Genomic DNA, 14,091 nt, shown 5'->3' with positions numbered 1-14,091 from the left:
CGTGCTCCGGACCGTCGGCGTCGACATCGGCAACTCCACCACCGAGGCCAGCGCGGCCGAGGTGGGCGACGACGGTGCGGTCGCGTTCCTCGGTGGCGCGCTCACCCCGACCACCGGCGTCAAGGGCACGGTCCGCAACGTCGACGGCGTGGTCGCCGCGGTCCGTGACGCGCTGAACGCGTCGCGGGTGCCGCTGGCCGAGCTGGACCTGCTGCTGCTCAACGAGGCGACGCCGGTGATCAGCGGCCTGGCGATGGAGACCATCACCGAGACGATCATCACCGAGTCGACGATGATCGGGCACGACCCACGGACCCCGGGCGGGCGCGGGCTCGGCATCGGCACGGTGCTCCCGTTCGCCGAGCTGGCCGCGGCCAGGCCCGGCGATCCGGTGATCGTCACCGTCCCCGCCGACGTCGACTTCGACGACGCCGCTGCGGCCCTCAACGCCGCCGGTGCGCGCGGGGTCGCCGTCGCGGGGGCCATCCTGTGCAACGACGACGCGGTGTTGGTGGTCAACCGGCTCGACGTCCGCATCCCGGTGATCGACGAGGTGTCGCGCATCGACGCCGTGCCGCTCGGCATGCAGGCCGCCGTCGAGGTGGCCGGGCCGGGCCAGTCGATCCGCACGCTGTCCAACGCCTACGGACTGGCGACGATCTTCGGGCTCGACCCCGACCAGACCCGGCAGGTGGCGCCGGTCGCACGCGCGCTGACCGGCAACCGGTCGGCCGTCGTGGTGCGCACGCCGTCGGGCGACGTCGGCGACCGCGTCATCCCGGCGGGCACCCTGGTGCTGGCCGGCGAGCAGCGCAGGGCCACCGTCGACGTGTCGGCCGGCGCCGCCGACATCATGGCGGCCGTCGAACGGGTCGGCCCGCTCGTCGACGTGGAGGGGGAGTCCGGCACCAACACCGGCGGCATGATCTCCGGGGTCCGGCAGCACATGGCCGACCTGTGCGGCCACGACCTCGCCGACGTCCGGATCGGCGACCTGCTGGGCGTGGACACGTTCGTGCCGCAGGAGGTGCGCGGCGGCCTCGCCGGGGAGGTGGCGCTCGAGAACGCCGTGGCGCTGGCCGCCATGGTGCGCACCCGGCAGAGCGGCATGCAGGCCGTCGCCGAGGCGGTGCGGGTGGCGCTGCGGGACGCCGGCGCCGGGCGCGTCGAGGTGCGCGTCGGCGGCGTCGAGGCCGAGATGGCGGTGCTCGGAGCGCTGACCACGCCGGGCACCGACACCCCGCTGGTGGTCCTCGACCTTGGTGGCGGCAGCACCGACGCGGCCCTGCTCGACGCCGACGACGCCGTGCGGACCGTGCATCTCGCCGGCGCCGGGGACCTCGTCACCAAGCTGATCGACGCCGAACTCGGGACCGACGACCTCGAACTGGCCGAGGAGATCAAGCGGCATCCGCTGGCCAAGGCGGAGAGCTTCTTCCACGTCCGCTTGGAGAACGGCACCGTTCAGTTCTTCGAGAAACCGCTGCCCGCACCGGCTTTCGGCCGGGTGCTCACGCTCGGTGAGCACGCGATGACACCCATTCCGACGAGGCACTCGCTGGAGCGGATCCGCGCGGTGCGCCGCTCGGCCAAGGAGCGGGTGTTCGTGGTCAACGCGGTGCGCGCGCTGCGGCGGGTGGCACCCGACGGCGACCTGCGCCGGATCGGCTTCGTCGTCCTGCTCGGTGGCTGTGCGCTGGACTTCGAGATCCCGCAGTTGATCGCCGACGCCCTCGCGCCGCACGGGATCGTCTGTGGCACCGGCAACGTACGCGCCACCGAGGGCCCGCGCAACGCGGTCGCGACGGGGCTGGTGGTCTCGCATGCCCGCACGCGGACGGTGCCGTGACGCGTCCGGTGCGGCCGGCCATCGTGGTGGCCAGCGTCGCGGCCGGCCCGGTGGAGGACGCCGTGCTGGCCGGCATCGAGGAGGAGGGCGTCCCGGCGGTGGTCGAGCGGGTGACCACCGGCCGGGCGGTGGACCTCGCGCGCACCGCGGCGCGCCAGTCGCCGTTGGGGGTCGGGATCGGCATCGACGGCGACGGGGCGGTGTGCGTGCAACCGGAGAAGGTCGCCGACCCCATCCCCGAACTGGTCGCGACTCCGGCCGCGGTCGCCGCCGCCCGGACGCTGGGACACGATGCGGCCCGCATCTGTTCGGGTCTGCCGCTGAAGGGCTCCCGCTAGCCGCGGAGGCGGTAGCCGTCGCCCGTGGCGATGAGCACCTCGCCGTTCGCTGGGCTGCCGCAGGCGCGGTCACACCCGACGAAGTGCCGGTGCACTTGGGCGCCGGTGGCGGCGGGGTCGGTGGCCGAAGGGTCGGCGGCGTCGGCGGCGTCGCGCCGGACGTCGGTGAGTGAGCGGTCACAGCCGGGGCTGCCGGTGCAGGAACTGACCCGCAGCCACGGCGATTCGGCGTCGAAGACGAGCCCGCGCGGCGCCAGCACCCGCAGCGCCACGTCGGCGACGCCCTCGTCGAGGTCGCACACCAGCACCGACCGCCACGGGGTGATCACCAGCGGCGCTTCGACGGCGGCGAGGAACTCGGCGGTGCGGGCATCCAGCACGCCGAGGCGCGCACCCGCGCCGAGGGTCACCGCGCCGTCGTCCTGCGGCAGCCAGCCCACCGGCGGCACCTCGACCGGCGGCCACGTCGCCCCGGCGGGCGCGACGCGGTCGAACCCGTCGAGCACTACGTCCGGGTCGTCCAATTCACCGATCCGCCACTGCTTCTCGCGCACCGCGACGAACCGGCGGGCCACCGTCGTCAGCACCGCGACGACCTCGTCGACCGCCATCCGCACGCCGGTGTCCACGCCGCCGAGGAGCAGCGCGGCCTCGGTCGGCGAGAGCAGATGTGCGCCGACGTCTGCGCCGAGGCCCGAGACGTCGCCGCGGCCGTCGTCGAGTGCGAACACGAATCGACCCGGCAGCTCGGCCAAGTGGGCGTCGGCCTGGATCGCCGCGTCGAGGGCCCGCACGGTACCGCGGAGGTCGGCAACGCCCCCGACGCGGCCGGTCAGCGGTGACGCCAGCACGTTGCGGACGCGTTCGTGGCTCGGCGACGGCAGCAGGCCGGCGGCGGCGATGGCGTCGGCGAGCGCGGAGGGATCGCTCACGGCGCGGATCTGCAGGTTGCCGCGGGAGGTCAGCTCCATCGACGGCGACCCGAACCGCAGTGCCGCCGCGGCCAGCGCGGCGAGCTGCGCGGCGGTGATCATGCCACCGGGGAGCCGCACCCGCGCCAGCGCACCGTCGGCGGCCCGGTGCACCTGCAGGGCGCCCGGGCAGGCGTCGTCGGCGCGGGTCCTGCTCACGCCTCCTACGGTACGGCGGTCAGCCGGACGGGTGCCACGACGTCGGAGTAGTGCGATGCATCGCCGGTGATGACGCGGCTGCGATTGCCGTGCACGTCGACCGGGATGTCACCGGCCAGCGTGATGCGACTGAGCTTGCGGTACTGGTCGTCGTAGTCGGAGACGGCGTAGTGCTGCGTGGCGCGGTTGTCCCAGATCGCGAGGTCGCCTGCCTCCCAGTTCCACCGGATGGTGTTCTCCAGGCGCGTGACGCGGGCCTGCAGCAGCGCGAGCAGCGTGGCCGACTCGTGCGTGCCCAGGCCGACGAACCGCTTCACGAAGTGTCCGAGCAGCAGCACCTTGCGTCCCGTCTCGGGGTGCACGCGCACCACGGGGTGCTCGGTCTCGTAAGTGTCGGAGACGAACTCGTCGCGGTACTCCCGCGTCGTCGTCGAGACGGCGTCGCGCGCGTCGTCGTAGTCGCGGACGTAGTCGTAGTCGTTGGTGTGGATCGCCCACAGGTTCTCGACCAGCAGGCGCAGCGGTTCCGGCAACTGGTCGTAGGCCGCCTCGGTGGACGCCCACGTGGTGGTGCCGCCGTAGGCCGGCAGGGTCACCGCCCGCAGCAGCGAGGCCTTGGGGATCCGGTCGACGAACGTCACGTCGGTGTGCCACGAGTTGGCCTTGTCGTAGCGGGAGTCGATCGGCAGCACGTCGGTGCCGCGGGACAGCACGGTCGGGTGCGCCAGGGTGGGGGTGCCCAGGGCGCGGGCGAAGGCCAGCTGTCCGGCGTCGTCGAGATGGTGCTGGTCGCGGAAGAAGACGACCTTGTGCTCGAGCAGTGCGTGATTGATGGTGGCGACGGTCGCCGGGTCGAGGTCACCGCTGATGCGGACGCCGTCGATGCGGGCACCGATGTGGGCGCCGAGCTTGACGACGGACGGGCTGGCGTAGGCGGGGGATGGGGAAGCCATCGGGTCATTTCCGCAGATCGCACGACATCCGACGAGGGTTTCGCTTCCCACGATTCGAAGTCACCGTCCCACGTGGCGACGCTTGGTGTGATGCCGGTCACCGCGTCGTCGGCCATGTTCGGTCGCGCACGAACGCTGGAGAACCCGGTACCGGCGGTACTACGTTTCGTGACGAGCCACCGGTGTGGCACGAGGTCCGCCGGTGGAGGAGAAGGGAAACGACCATGGTCACTCTCATCGTGTTCGCCGCCGTCGTCATCGGGTTGCTCGCGCTGACCGGACTGCCCTACCCGCAGTCGTGGCAGAGCCGCTGGGGCACCGACGACCGCTGACGAGGTCGGCCGGCGACGGGCCGGGTGGTCACGGCACCGACGGGTTAAGTTGAACCCATGGCCGTGACCTTCGCCGACGTCGCCAAGTCCGACTACATCCTGTTGACCACCTTCACCAAGGACGGCAGGCCCAAGCCGACCGCCATCTGGGCCGCCCCGGCGGGTGACGCGCTGATCGCGATCACGCAGGAGAAGTCCTGGAAGGTCAAGCGCATCCGCAACACCCCCCGAGTCACCATCGCGACCTGCGACCGCAGCGGCAACCCCAAGAGCGAGGCCGTCGAGGCCCGCGCGGCGATCCTGCCGAAGTCGTCGAACGCGAAGACCTACGACGCCCTGGGACAGCGCTACGGCCTGCTCGGCAAGACCTTCAACTTCTTCTCCAAGCTGCGCGGCGGCATGGACAAGAACGTCACCATCGAGATCACCGCCGACGACGCGACGGGAGGCCGCTGACCGTGGCTCCCACCTTCGCCGAGGTGTCGCGCGAGAAGTACCTGCTCCTGACGACGTTCACCAAGGACGGCAAGCCCAAGCCCACGCCGGTGTGGGGCGTGCCCGACGGCGACAAGCTGCTCATCATCACCGATGACGGATCGTGGAAGACCAAGCGCATCACCAATACCCCGCGCGTCACCATCCAGAAGTGCGGCGTGCTGGGCAAGGTCAAGGGCGAGCCCGTCGAGGCCGTCGCGCGCATGCTGCCAAAGTCCGAGACGCGTCGGGTGTTCGACATGATCATCAAGCGGTACTGGAATCACGCCTGGTACTTCATCCCGCAGGCGATTCTGCGGGGTGGAATCGACAAGGTGCACGCCGCGATCGAGGTCACGGCACCGCCGTCGGGCCCGACCGGCGGTGCGGAACCCGGGCCGAACCCCGGGCGTTGACCTGGCATGGGTATGCGGCTCTTCCTGATCTACGTCCTCGCCGAACTCGCGGTGGTGGTGGCGCTCGGGTCGACCATCGGGTTCGGCTGGACGGTGCTGCTGCTGGTCGCCACGTTCGCGCTCGGGCTCGCCCTCGCCGGCTCCCAGCTCAAGGCGCAGGTCCGTCGGCTGCGGTCCGGGCTCGGCGCGCCGCAGAGCGCGGTCTCCGACGGCATGCTGGTGGCGCTGGGCACCGTGCTGACCGTCGTGCCGGGTCTGCTCACCTCCCTGCTGGGCCTGCTGCTGCTCGCTCCGCCCACCCGGGTGCTCGCCCGCCCGGCGGTGGCGGCGCTGGCCGCGCGCACCCTCGGCCGCATGCCGCTGCTCGTCGCGACCGGCATGCCGCGTCGCACCGCGCACGGGGATTACATCGACGGCGATTACGTCGACGGCGAGGTCGTCGACGTCACGGACTACCAGCAGCCGCGGCTGCCCCGCCCGCCCATCGACTGACTTGACCACGCTGCTGCTCAACGGCCGGATCCACAGCCCGGCCATGCCCGACGCGACCGCGATGGCGGTCGGGGACGGGTCGGACGCCGCGGTGCGCTGGCTCGGCGCCGACGACGTCGGGCGGCGCCAGTTCCCGTACGCCGAGGTGATCGACCTCGACGGCGCCTTCGTCGCGCCCGCCTTCGTCGACGCGCACGTCCACGTGACGGCCACGGGCCTGTCGGTCGACGGCCTCGACCTGCGGGGCTCGACGTCGCGGGAGGACCTGCTGCGCCGCGTCTCCGAGTACGCGCGACGGCACCCCGAGGGGCCGGTGTGGGGGCACGGCTGGGACGAGACGGGCTGGCCGCACCCGGTCGCCCCCACCACCGCGGATCTCGACGGGGTGCTCGGCGACCGGCCGGCCTATCTGGCCCGCGTCGACGTGCACTCGGCGGTCGCCAGCACCGCACTGCGCGTCCTCGCGGCCGACGCCGCCGGCGCGGCGGGTTGGCACCCAGACCAACCGCTCACCGCCGAGGCGCACCACCGCGTGCGGGCCGTGGCCCGCGGTCTGCTGACGCCCGGGCAGCTCACCTCCGCCCGGACCGCGGCGCTCGATCTCGCTGCCCGGCTCGGCATCGCCGCCGTGCACGAGTGCGCCGGGCCGCAGATCGGCGGCCTCGACGACTGGCTGGCCCTGCGCGACCACGACCACGGGGTGGACGTCGTCGGCTACTGGGGCCAGGCGGTCCGCACTCCCGACGAGGCGCGGGATCTGATCGCGGCGACGGGCGCCGCCGGCTTGGCCGGAGACCTGTTCGTCGACGGAGCGCTGGGTTCGCGCACCGCCTGGCTGCACCGGCCGTACACCGACGCGGACACGTGCGGCAACGCCTACCTCGACGTCGACGCGGTCTACGCGCACCTGTCCGCATGCACCGCGGTCGGCATCCCCGCCGGCTTCCACGTCATCGGCGATGCCGCGGTGGCCACCGTGGTCGAGGCGCTGGCACGCCTCGTCGACGAGGTCGGCGCACCGGCCGTCGCGCGCTGCGGACACCGCCTGGAACACCTCGAGATGGTGACTGCCGAGCAGGCCGCCCGCCTCGGCTCATGGGGCATCATCGCCAGCGTGCAACCCACCTTCGACGACCTCTGGGGTGGCGCGGACGGCATGTATGCCCGGCGCCTCGGCACCGAGAGGGCTCGCGGCCTCAACCCGTTCTCGGCTCTGGCCGCCGCGGGCGTCCCGCTGGCGCTGGGATCGGATTCGCCGGTCACCACGCTGGACCCGTGGGTCGGCGTCCGCGCCGCCACCCGGCACCGTACCCCCGGCAGTGCCATCTCCCCGCGGGCCGCGTTCGCCGCCGCCACCCGCGGCGCGTGGCGTGCGGCCGGCGTCCGCGACGGCGTGACCGGCACGCTGGTGCCCGGCGCGCCCGCCTCCTACGCCGTGTGGGACGTGGTCGACGGCGCCGCCGCGCTCGAGGTCGCCGCGCCGGCCGACCAGGTGCAGCGGTGGTCCACCGAACCCAACTCGCGGGTCCCCGCACTGCCGCGGCTCGACGCCGACCGGCCGCTGCCGACCTGCCGCCGAACCGTGCACCGGGGCGAGGTGCTCCATGGCTGAGACCGACCGCGAGACCAACCGGGAGCCCGACCGCGAGAGCGATCGCGAGACCGCCCCCGACACCCGGGCCGCAGACCAACCTCGCGACGAGGCCCGCGCTCCGGGCCGACCGGCGCGCGTCGCCGCGCGCGTGTGGCGGGCGCTGAGCCCGCGCGTGTTCCGGCTGTCGGCGTCGATCGGCGCCGGCCTGCTGCTGTGCCTGGCGTTTCCGCCGTTCGGCTGGTGGTTCCTCGCGTTGCCCGCCGCAGCGCTGCTGGCGTGGGTGCTGGTGTCGCCGGCCACGAACCGCCGCGGCGGCTTCGGTTACGCCTTCCTGTTCGGGCTCGCCTTCTATCTGCCGCTGCTGCCGTGGATCAGTGGCTTGGTCGGCGCCGCGCCGTGGGTCGGCCTCGCGGCGCTCGAGGCGCTGTTCTGTGGCCTGTTCGGGTTGCTGGCCGTCGTCGTGCGGCGGCTGCCCGGCTGGCCGCTGTGGTTCGCGGGCGCCTGGATGGTCGCCGAGTGGCTGAAGTCGGTGGTGCCGTTCGGCGGCTTCCCCTGGGGAGCGGTCGCGTTCAGTCAGGCCGACAGTCCGCTGCTGGCCGTCGCACGCGTCGGCGGCGCGCCACTCGTGTCGTTCGCGACCGTCCTCGTCGGATTCAGCCTCGCCGGGCTGCTCATCGAAGCGGTCCGCTGGTGGCGGCACGAGCCGCACGTCGCCCGCACCACCGTGCCCGCGGTGCTCGTGCCCGGGCTGTGCATCGTGGCAGTGCTGCTGCTCATCGCCACCGCCGGGCCCGCGGTGCGCCGTGCCGGCGTCGGCGGCGACGATCCGACGGTCACCGTCGCGGCCATCCAGGGCAACGTGCCGCGACTCGGCCTCGAGTTCAACGCCCAGCGCCGCGCCGTGCTGGACAACCACGTGCGGGAGACCATGCGGCTCGCCGAGGACGTCCGCGCCGGCCGCGCGCCCGCACCGGCGGTGGTGATCTGGCCGGAGAACTCGTCGGACATCGATCCGATCGCCAACCCCGACGCCGGCGAGCAGATCAGCGCCGCCGCCGACGCCATCGGTGCGCCGATCCTGGTGGGCACGGTGCTGCGCGCCCCGGGGTACCGGCCGGACGCACCGGTGGCCACCAACTCCGTCATCGTCTGGGACGGCGCCACCGGTCCGGGGGAGCGGCACGACAAGAAGATCGTGCAGCCCTTCGGCGAGTACTTGCCGTGGCGGAGCTTTTTCCGCAAGCTGTCGTCGTACGCCGACCGTGCCGGCTACTTCATCCCCGGCGAGGGCAATGGTGTCGTGCACGCCGCCGACGTTCCGATCGGGGTGACCACCTGCTGGGAGGTCATCTTCGACCGGGCGGCGCGCGAGTCCGTGCTGGGCGGCGCCCAGCTGCTCGCGGTCCCGGCCAACAACGCCACGTTCGACGCTGCGATGAGTGCCCAGCAGCTCGCCTTCGCCCGGGTCCGCGCCGTCGAGCACGACCGGTACGCGGTGGTGGCCGGCACCACGGGGATCAGCGCGATCATCGCGCCCGACGGCCGTGAGATGGCCCACACCGAATTCTTCGAGCCGGCGTACCTGGACATGCAGATCAAGCTCAGGTCCGACCTGACCCCGGCCACCCGATGGGGTCCGCTGATCGAGGGCGTGCTGGTGGCCCTCGGACTCGCGGCGGTGGTCATCGCCCTGCTGTACGAGGTAGATTTCGCACGCCGTCGCCGACGGGTGGCGTCGGCCACGGGCCACACGGCCAACGACGAAGGAGTGGCATGACAGCGGGTGGCGGATCGCCGAGTCAGCGCACGCTGGTCATCATCCCGACGTACAACGAGCGCGACAACCTGCCGCTCATCGCCACGCGGCTGCACGCCGCGCGGCCCGACGTGCACCTGCTCATCGTCGACGACGGCAGCCCCGACGGCACCGGCGAACTCGCCGACGAGTTGGCCCTTGCCGATCCGGACCGCGTGCACGTCATGCACCGCACCAGCAAGGACGGGCTGGGCGCGGCGTATCTCGCCGGGTTCGCCTGGGGTCTCGGCCGTGGCTACGCCGTGCTCGTCGAAATGGACGCCGACGGCTCGCACGCCCCCGAGGAACTGTCCCGGCTGCTCGACGCCGTCGACGCCGGAGCCGACCTCGCGATCGGCTCGCGCTACGTCGACGGCGGCACCGTCCGGAACTGGCCGCGGCGACGCAAGGTGCTCTCGCAGACCGCCAACACGTATTCGCGCATCTCACTCGGCGTCGACGTCCGCGACATCACCGCCGGCTACCGCGCCTACCGGCGCGAGGTGCTGGAGAAGATCGACCTCGCCGCCGTCGACTCGAAGGGCTACTGCTTCCAGGTCGACCTCACCTGGCGCACGATCAGCGCCGGCTTCGTGGTCGTCGAGGTACCGATCACGTTCACCGAACGCGAACTCGGCAAGTCGAAGATGAGCGGATCCAACATCCGCGAGGCGATCGTCCGGATCGCCCAGTGGGGCATCCGCGGGCGCCTCGATCGCGCCCGCGGCGTCTCCCGCTAGCGCTCAGCCCCGGCGGCGCGTCTTGATCAGGTCGAGCCGCTCCTTGAGCAGCTCCTCGAGTTCCTCGATCGACCGGCGCTCGAGCAGCATGTCCCAGTGCGTACGCGGCGGCTTCGCCTTCTTCGGCTCCGGCACGTCACCGTCGATCAGCGTGCCCTCCATGCCGTTGCGGCAGGGCCACGTGCCGGGGATCTCGGCGTCGTCGGCGAACGGGACCTCGAACTCCTCACCGTTGTCGGTGCGGTAGCGAGCGACCTGACGCGGCGCCAGGTCGTGATTGCGGTCCGTCTCGTAGCTCACGGCCCCGAGGCGGCTGCCCCTCAACACACGATCAGCCATCGTCATCACTCCTCGTCATGCGAAATTCATCCGGGATTCTCAACGCCGCGCGGCGCCGGGAAGTTCCCGCGACCCGACCGGCCATGATACCGGGATACCCGCTTCTGGCCGTTTAGAGTCTGGTGCGTGGTGAGCCCAACCCCGACCGCCGGCCGGCGACGCGCCCGCCCACAGCCCTGCCGGTGGTGCGGCCGCGAAGTGGCCGACGCCGGCATCGGCAGGCGTCGCCAGTACTGCAGGCAGTCCTGCCGGCAGCGCGCCTACGAGCAGCGCGCGCTGGTGAAGGGGACATCGGTACCTGCCGACGCCGTGGTACTCACCGCCGAGGAGGCGGCCGATCTGTCCGACCGCGTGTACCAGGTGCGCTGTGCGGCCGAGGACGTCGCGACCGCCGTCGACGAGGGCGCCGCCCCGGCCGAACTCCGGGAGTTGTGTGACGCACTCGTCCGGGCGGCGAAGGAAGCCGACGGCTGGCGCTAGGTTGAGAGCCCGTCCGCCGGGTAGTAGGGCGCGGTGGTCGATGACGAAACACGCGCGCAGGCAACCGAACCCGACGCTCCCGCCGACGAGCAACTGTGCGACGTCGCGCGACGGGTCTTCGGCTGGGAGGAACTGCACCCCGAACAGCTGCAGGCGATGTCGGCCCTCGTCGCCGGTCGCGACGTGCTGGCCGTCCTGCCGACCGGTTCCGGCAAGTCGGCCATCTACCAGGTCCCCGCGGTCCTGCTGGACGGCGTCACGCTGGTCGTGTCGCCGCTGATCGCCCTGCAGGCCGACCAGATCGCCGGGCTCACCGACACCGGCGATCTCGACGCCGTCGCGATCCACTCCGCCCAGCGCGCCACCCAGCGCAAGGCCAGTTGGAAGGCGCTGCGCGAGGGCACCGCCGACTACGTCTTCGTCTCGCCGGAGCAACTGGCCAACGACGAGGTGGTGGCCGCGCTGGCCGAGGTGCCCGTGTCGCTCGTCGTCGTCGACGAGGCGCACTGCGTGTCGGCGTGGGGGCACGACTTCCGACCGGACTATCTGCGCCTGGCCGACGCCTTCGCCACGGTGGCGCCGAAGGCTCCAGTGGTCGCCCTCACCGCCACCGCCTCGGGCGTCGTCCGCCGCGAGATCGTCGAGCGGTTGCGGCTCGAGGACGCAGAACTCGTGATCGGCGGCTTCGACCGGCCCAACCTGAGGCTCGAGGCGCGTCAGTTCGTCGACGACGCCGACAAGCGCCGCGACGTGGTCGACACCGTCGCCGGCCTCGACGGGCCCGGTCTCCTCTACGCCGCGACGCGCAAGGACGCCGAACGCTACGCCACCGACCTCGCCGAGCGCGGGCTGCGTGCGGCGGTGTACCACGCCGGACTGGACGCCGCCCGGCGCAGCGAGGTGCACGACGCCTTCCGCCACGGCGGACAGGAGGGCGGCGACGAGACCTACGACGTCGTGGTCGCGACGTCGGCGTTCGGCATGGGCATCGACAAACCCAACGTCCGCTACGTCGTGCACGCGTCGGTGCCCGACTCCCTGGACTCCTACTACCAGCAGATCGGCCGCGCCGGCCGCGACGGCGACGAGGCGCTGGCCCTGCTGTTCTATCGGGCCGAGGACCTCGGGCTCGCCCGCTTCTTCACCACCCACCGCCCGGACGAGGAACTCCTCGACGCGGTGTACCGCGTCCTGGACGCCGACGAGCCCACCCGCATCGGACGCCTGCGCGATGCGTTGGACGTCCGCGGCCGCAAGCTGACCAATGCCGTCAACCTCCTCGAGGAGGCCGGCGCGGTCACCGCGACGCGCAAGGGTCTGCTGACCTCCGGGCAGGAGCCGGCCGAGGCGGTCCGCGCCGCCGTGGAGGTCGTCGAGCAGCGCGAACGCGTCGACCAGAGCCGCGTGGAGATGATGCGCGGCTACGCCGAGACGCGGCACTGCCGGCGGCAGTTCCTGCTCACCTACTTCGGCGACGAACTCGAGGACCCGTGCGGCAACTGCGACCGTTGCAGCGCCGTCGACGACCTCGCCGACGCCGACGGCGACCACCCTGCGATTCCGGTGGACACCGCGGTCTCGCACACCACGTGGGGACCGGGCGTGGTGATCGGCGGCGACACCGACCGCATCACGGTCCTGTTCGACGACGTCGGCTACCGGACGCTCGCGATGAAGGCCGTCGAGGAGAACCACCTGCTCACGACGCGCTGAGCCGCCCCTCGGACGGGTCGACGCCGTAGGATGAGGCGTCCGACCGCCGAGATGGATTGCCGTGTCCACACCACCGACGTCCGCGCCCCCACCGTCCGCGCCCGAACCCGCCGCGCCGCTTCCCGATCCGTCCACTCCGGGCGGCGCGGAGGCGTCCCCGGTGTGGCGCTTCGGTGGCTTCGCGCTCGACACCGCCCGCTACGAACTGCGCCACGGCGACGACGTGATCCGCGTCGAGCCGCAGGTGTTCGACGTCCTCACCCACCTGGTGCGCCACCACGACAGGTTCGTCACCAAGGAGGAGTTGTTCGACACCGTGTGGGGCGGCCGCTTCGTCGGCGAGGCCGCACTCACCAGTCGCATCAAGGCCGCCCGTCGCGCGCTCGGCGACGACGGGGAGTCGCAGCGCTTCATCCGCACCGTCCGCGGGCGCGGCTATCAGTTCGTCGCCGCCCTCGACGGTGCCGTGTCCGCGCCGCCTATCGCCGTCGCCGCGTCGGCGCCACCGCCGCGCCAACACATCGCGTTCTGCCGCGCGGCCGACGGCGTGCGATTGGCGTACGCCGTCGCGGGGGAGGGCCCGCCGTTGGTCCGTGCCGCGAACTGGATGACCCACCTCGGGTACGACATCGAGAGCCCGGTGTGGCGGCACTGGGTGCGCGACCTCGCCGCCCACAACCGGTTCATCCGCTACGACGAGCGTGGCTGCGGGCTGTCGGACTGGGAGGCCGGCGCGTTCGGCTTCGACGACTGGGTGACCGACCTCGAGACCGTCGTCGATGCGCTTGGCCTGGAACGGTTTCCGCTGCTCGGTGTGTCGCAGGGCGGGGCCGTGGCCGTCGCCTATGCCGCCAAGCACCCCGAGCAGGTGACCCGGCTCGTACTGTGTGGCGCCTACGCACGCGGCCGCGGCGTGCGGGCCGTCAACGACGAGGAGCGCCGTGCGGCCGCGCTCGACCTGGATCTCGCGCGCGTCGGCTGGGGGCGCGACGATCCGGCCTTCCGTCAGGTGTTCGCCGCCCAGTTCCTTCCCGACGGCACCCGAGCCGACTGGGAGGCGTTCGATCACCTGCAACGCCGCACCACCTCGTCCGAGAACGCCGTCCGCTTCCTGTCCGAGTTCGGGCGGATCGACGTCCGCGACCTGGCGCAGGCCGTGCGCTGCCCGACGCTGATCATGCACTCCCGAGAGGACCACCGCGTGCCGATGCGCTACGGCGAGGAACTCGCGGCGCTGATCCCGGACTCGCGCCTCGTCGCGCTGGAGAGCAACAATCACCTGCTCACCGAAACCGAACCCGCCTGGGCCGTCTTCCGCGACGAGGTCGCTGCCTTTCTCGCTGCCGGGTGATCCCTGCCGGGTGACCGCCGCCGGGTGATCCCAGCCGGGTGACTCGGCCGCATCTCCACGCAATCTCCATGAAAACTCCATGCGCGGTCGAATCA

General features: G+C 72.4%; 14 protein-coding genes. 11 read left to right on the top strand and 3 right to left on the bottom strand.

Annotated elements, in window-relative coordinates; translation table 11 throughout:
* Position 1: 1 nt before the first annotated feature.
* Together FZ046_RS21620 and FZ046_RS21615 are read left to right on the top strand one after the other, a co-directional pair.
* Entirely contained in the window at positions 2-1,849 is a 1,848-nt protein-coding gene (locus FZ046_RS21620; RefSeq protein ID WP_070351422.1) for a diol dehydratase reactivase subunit alpha, read from the top strand.
* Positions 1,846-2,187 (top strand): glycerol dehydratase reactivase beta/small subunit family protein, encoded by a 342-nt coding sequence (locus tag FZ046_RS21615; RefSeq protein WP_246182838.1) that lies wholly within the window; start codon positions 1,846-1,848, stop codon positions 2,185-2,187. The genes FZ046_RS21620 and FZ046_RS21615 overlap by 4 nt, the downstream gene beginning before the upstream one ends.
* Here FZ046_RS21615 and cobG read toward each other — a convergent pair.
* Both cobG and FZ046_RS21605 read right to left on the bottom strand, forming a co-directional pair.
* Positions 2,184-3,317, bottom strand: coding sequence for a precorrin-3B synthase (gene cobG, locus FZ046_RS21610; RefSeq protein ID WP_070351421.1), 1,134 nt, complete (start codon positions 3,315-3,317; stop codon positions 2,184-2,186). The genes FZ046_RS21615 and cobG overlap by 4 nt on opposite strands.
* Positions 3,318-3,322: 5 nt before the next feature.
* Positions 3,323-4,270: a TauD/TfdA dioxygenase family protein gene (locus FZ046_RS21605; protein ID WP_070351420.1), complete on the bottom strand. Its 948-nt coding sequence runs from the start codon at positions 4,268-4,270 to the stop codon at positions 3,323-3,325.
* A 389-nt stretch (positions 4,271-4,659) separates the two neighbouring features.
* On the opposite strand from FZ046_RS21605, the gene FZ046_RS21600 reads away from it, so the two are divergent.
* The 6 genes from FZ046_RS21600 to FZ046_RS21575 are packed head-to-tail and all read left to right on the top strand — an operon-like array spanning position 4,660 to position 10,113.
* A complete protein-coding gene (locus tag FZ046_RS21600; RefSeq protein WP_070351419.1) occupies positions 4,660-5,058 on the top strand; it encodes a PPOX class F420-dependent oxidoreductase in 399 nt (132 codons plus the stop codon).
* 2 nt (positions 5,059-5,060) lie between these two features.
* Positions 5,061-5,492: a PPOX class F420-dependent oxidoreductase gene (locus FZ046_RS21595; protein ID WP_070351418.1), complete on the top strand. Its 432-nt coding sequence runs from the start codon at positions 5,061-5,063 to the stop codon at positions 5,490-5,492.
* Between the two features lie 6 nt (positions 5,493-5,498).
* Positions 5,499-5,984 (top strand): FxsA family protein, encoded by a 486-nt coding sequence (locus tag FZ046_RS21590; protein WP_176749494.1) that lies wholly within the window; start codon positions 5,499-5,501, stop codon positions 5,982-5,984.
* 43 nt (positions 5,985-6,027) lie between these two features.
* Positions 6,028-7,596 (top strand): amidohydrolase, encoded by a 1,569-nt coding sequence (locus tag FZ046_RS21585; protein WP_176749497.1) that lies wholly within the window; start codon positions 6,028-6,030, stop codon positions 7,594-7,596.
* A complete protein-coding gene (gene lnt / locus FZ046_RS21580; RefSeq protein WP_083297975.1) occupies positions 7,589-9,355 on the top strand; it encodes an apolipoprotein N-acyltransferase in 1,767 nt (588 codons plus the stop codon). The genes FZ046_RS21585 and lnt overlap by 8 nt, the downstream gene beginning before the upstream one ends.
* Positions 9,352-10,113, top strand: coding sequence for a polyprenol monophosphomannose synthase (locus FZ046_RS21575; protein WP_070351415.1), 762 nt, complete (start codon positions 9,352-9,354; stop codon positions 10,111-10,113). The genes lnt and FZ046_RS21575 overlap by 4 nt, the downstream gene beginning before the upstream one ends.
* 3 nt (positions 10,114-10,116) lie before the next feature.
* Here FZ046_RS21575 and FZ046_RS21570 read toward each other — a convergent pair whose 3' ends face one another.
* A complete protein-coding gene (locus tag FZ046_RS21570; RefSeq protein WP_070351483.1) occupies positions 10,117-10,452 on the bottom strand; it encodes an RNA polymerase-binding protein RbpA in 336 nt (111 codons plus the stop codon).
* A gap of 129 nt (positions 10,453-10,581) precedes the next feature.
* Between FZ046_RS21570 and FZ046_RS21565 the strand changes: the two genes are divergently transcribed.
* The 3 genes from FZ046_RS21565 to FZ046_RS21555 all read left to right on the top strand — a co-directional run bounded on the left by FZ046_RS21565 (position 10,582) and on the right by FZ046_RS21555 (position 13,996).
* Complete coding sequence (locus FZ046_RS21565; protein ID WP_407664485.1) at positions 10,582-10,932, top strand: hypothetical protein; 351 nt, start codon at positions 10,582-10,584, stop codon at positions 10,930-10,932.
* 33 nt (positions 10,933-10,965) lie between these two features.
* Positions 10,966-12,645 carry a RecQ family ATP-dependent DNA helicase gene (locus FZ046_RS21560; protein WP_070351413.1) on the top strand — a complete coding sequence of 560 codons (1,680 nt, stop codon included), beginning with the start codon at positions 10,966-10,968 and terminating at the stop codon, positions 12,643-12,645.
* A gap of 160 nt (positions 12,646-12,805) precedes the next feature.
* The gene (locus FZ046_RS21555) at positions 12,806-13,996 is read left to right on the top strand and encodes an alpha/beta hydrolase (protein WP_099045802.1); all 1,191 of its coding nucleotides are present in this window, start codon (positions 12,806-12,808) and stop codon (positions 13,994-13,996) included.
* The last annotated feature ends 95 nt before the right edge of the window (positions 13,997-14,091 follow it).

This window comes from Mycolicibacterium grossiae (assembly GCF_008329645.1).
Lineage (GTDB): Bacteria > Actinomycetota > Actinomycetes > Mycobacteriales > Mycobacteriaceae > Mycobacterium > Mycobacterium grossiae.
This window is presented reverse-complemented; position numbering and strand designations above follow the sequence as displayed.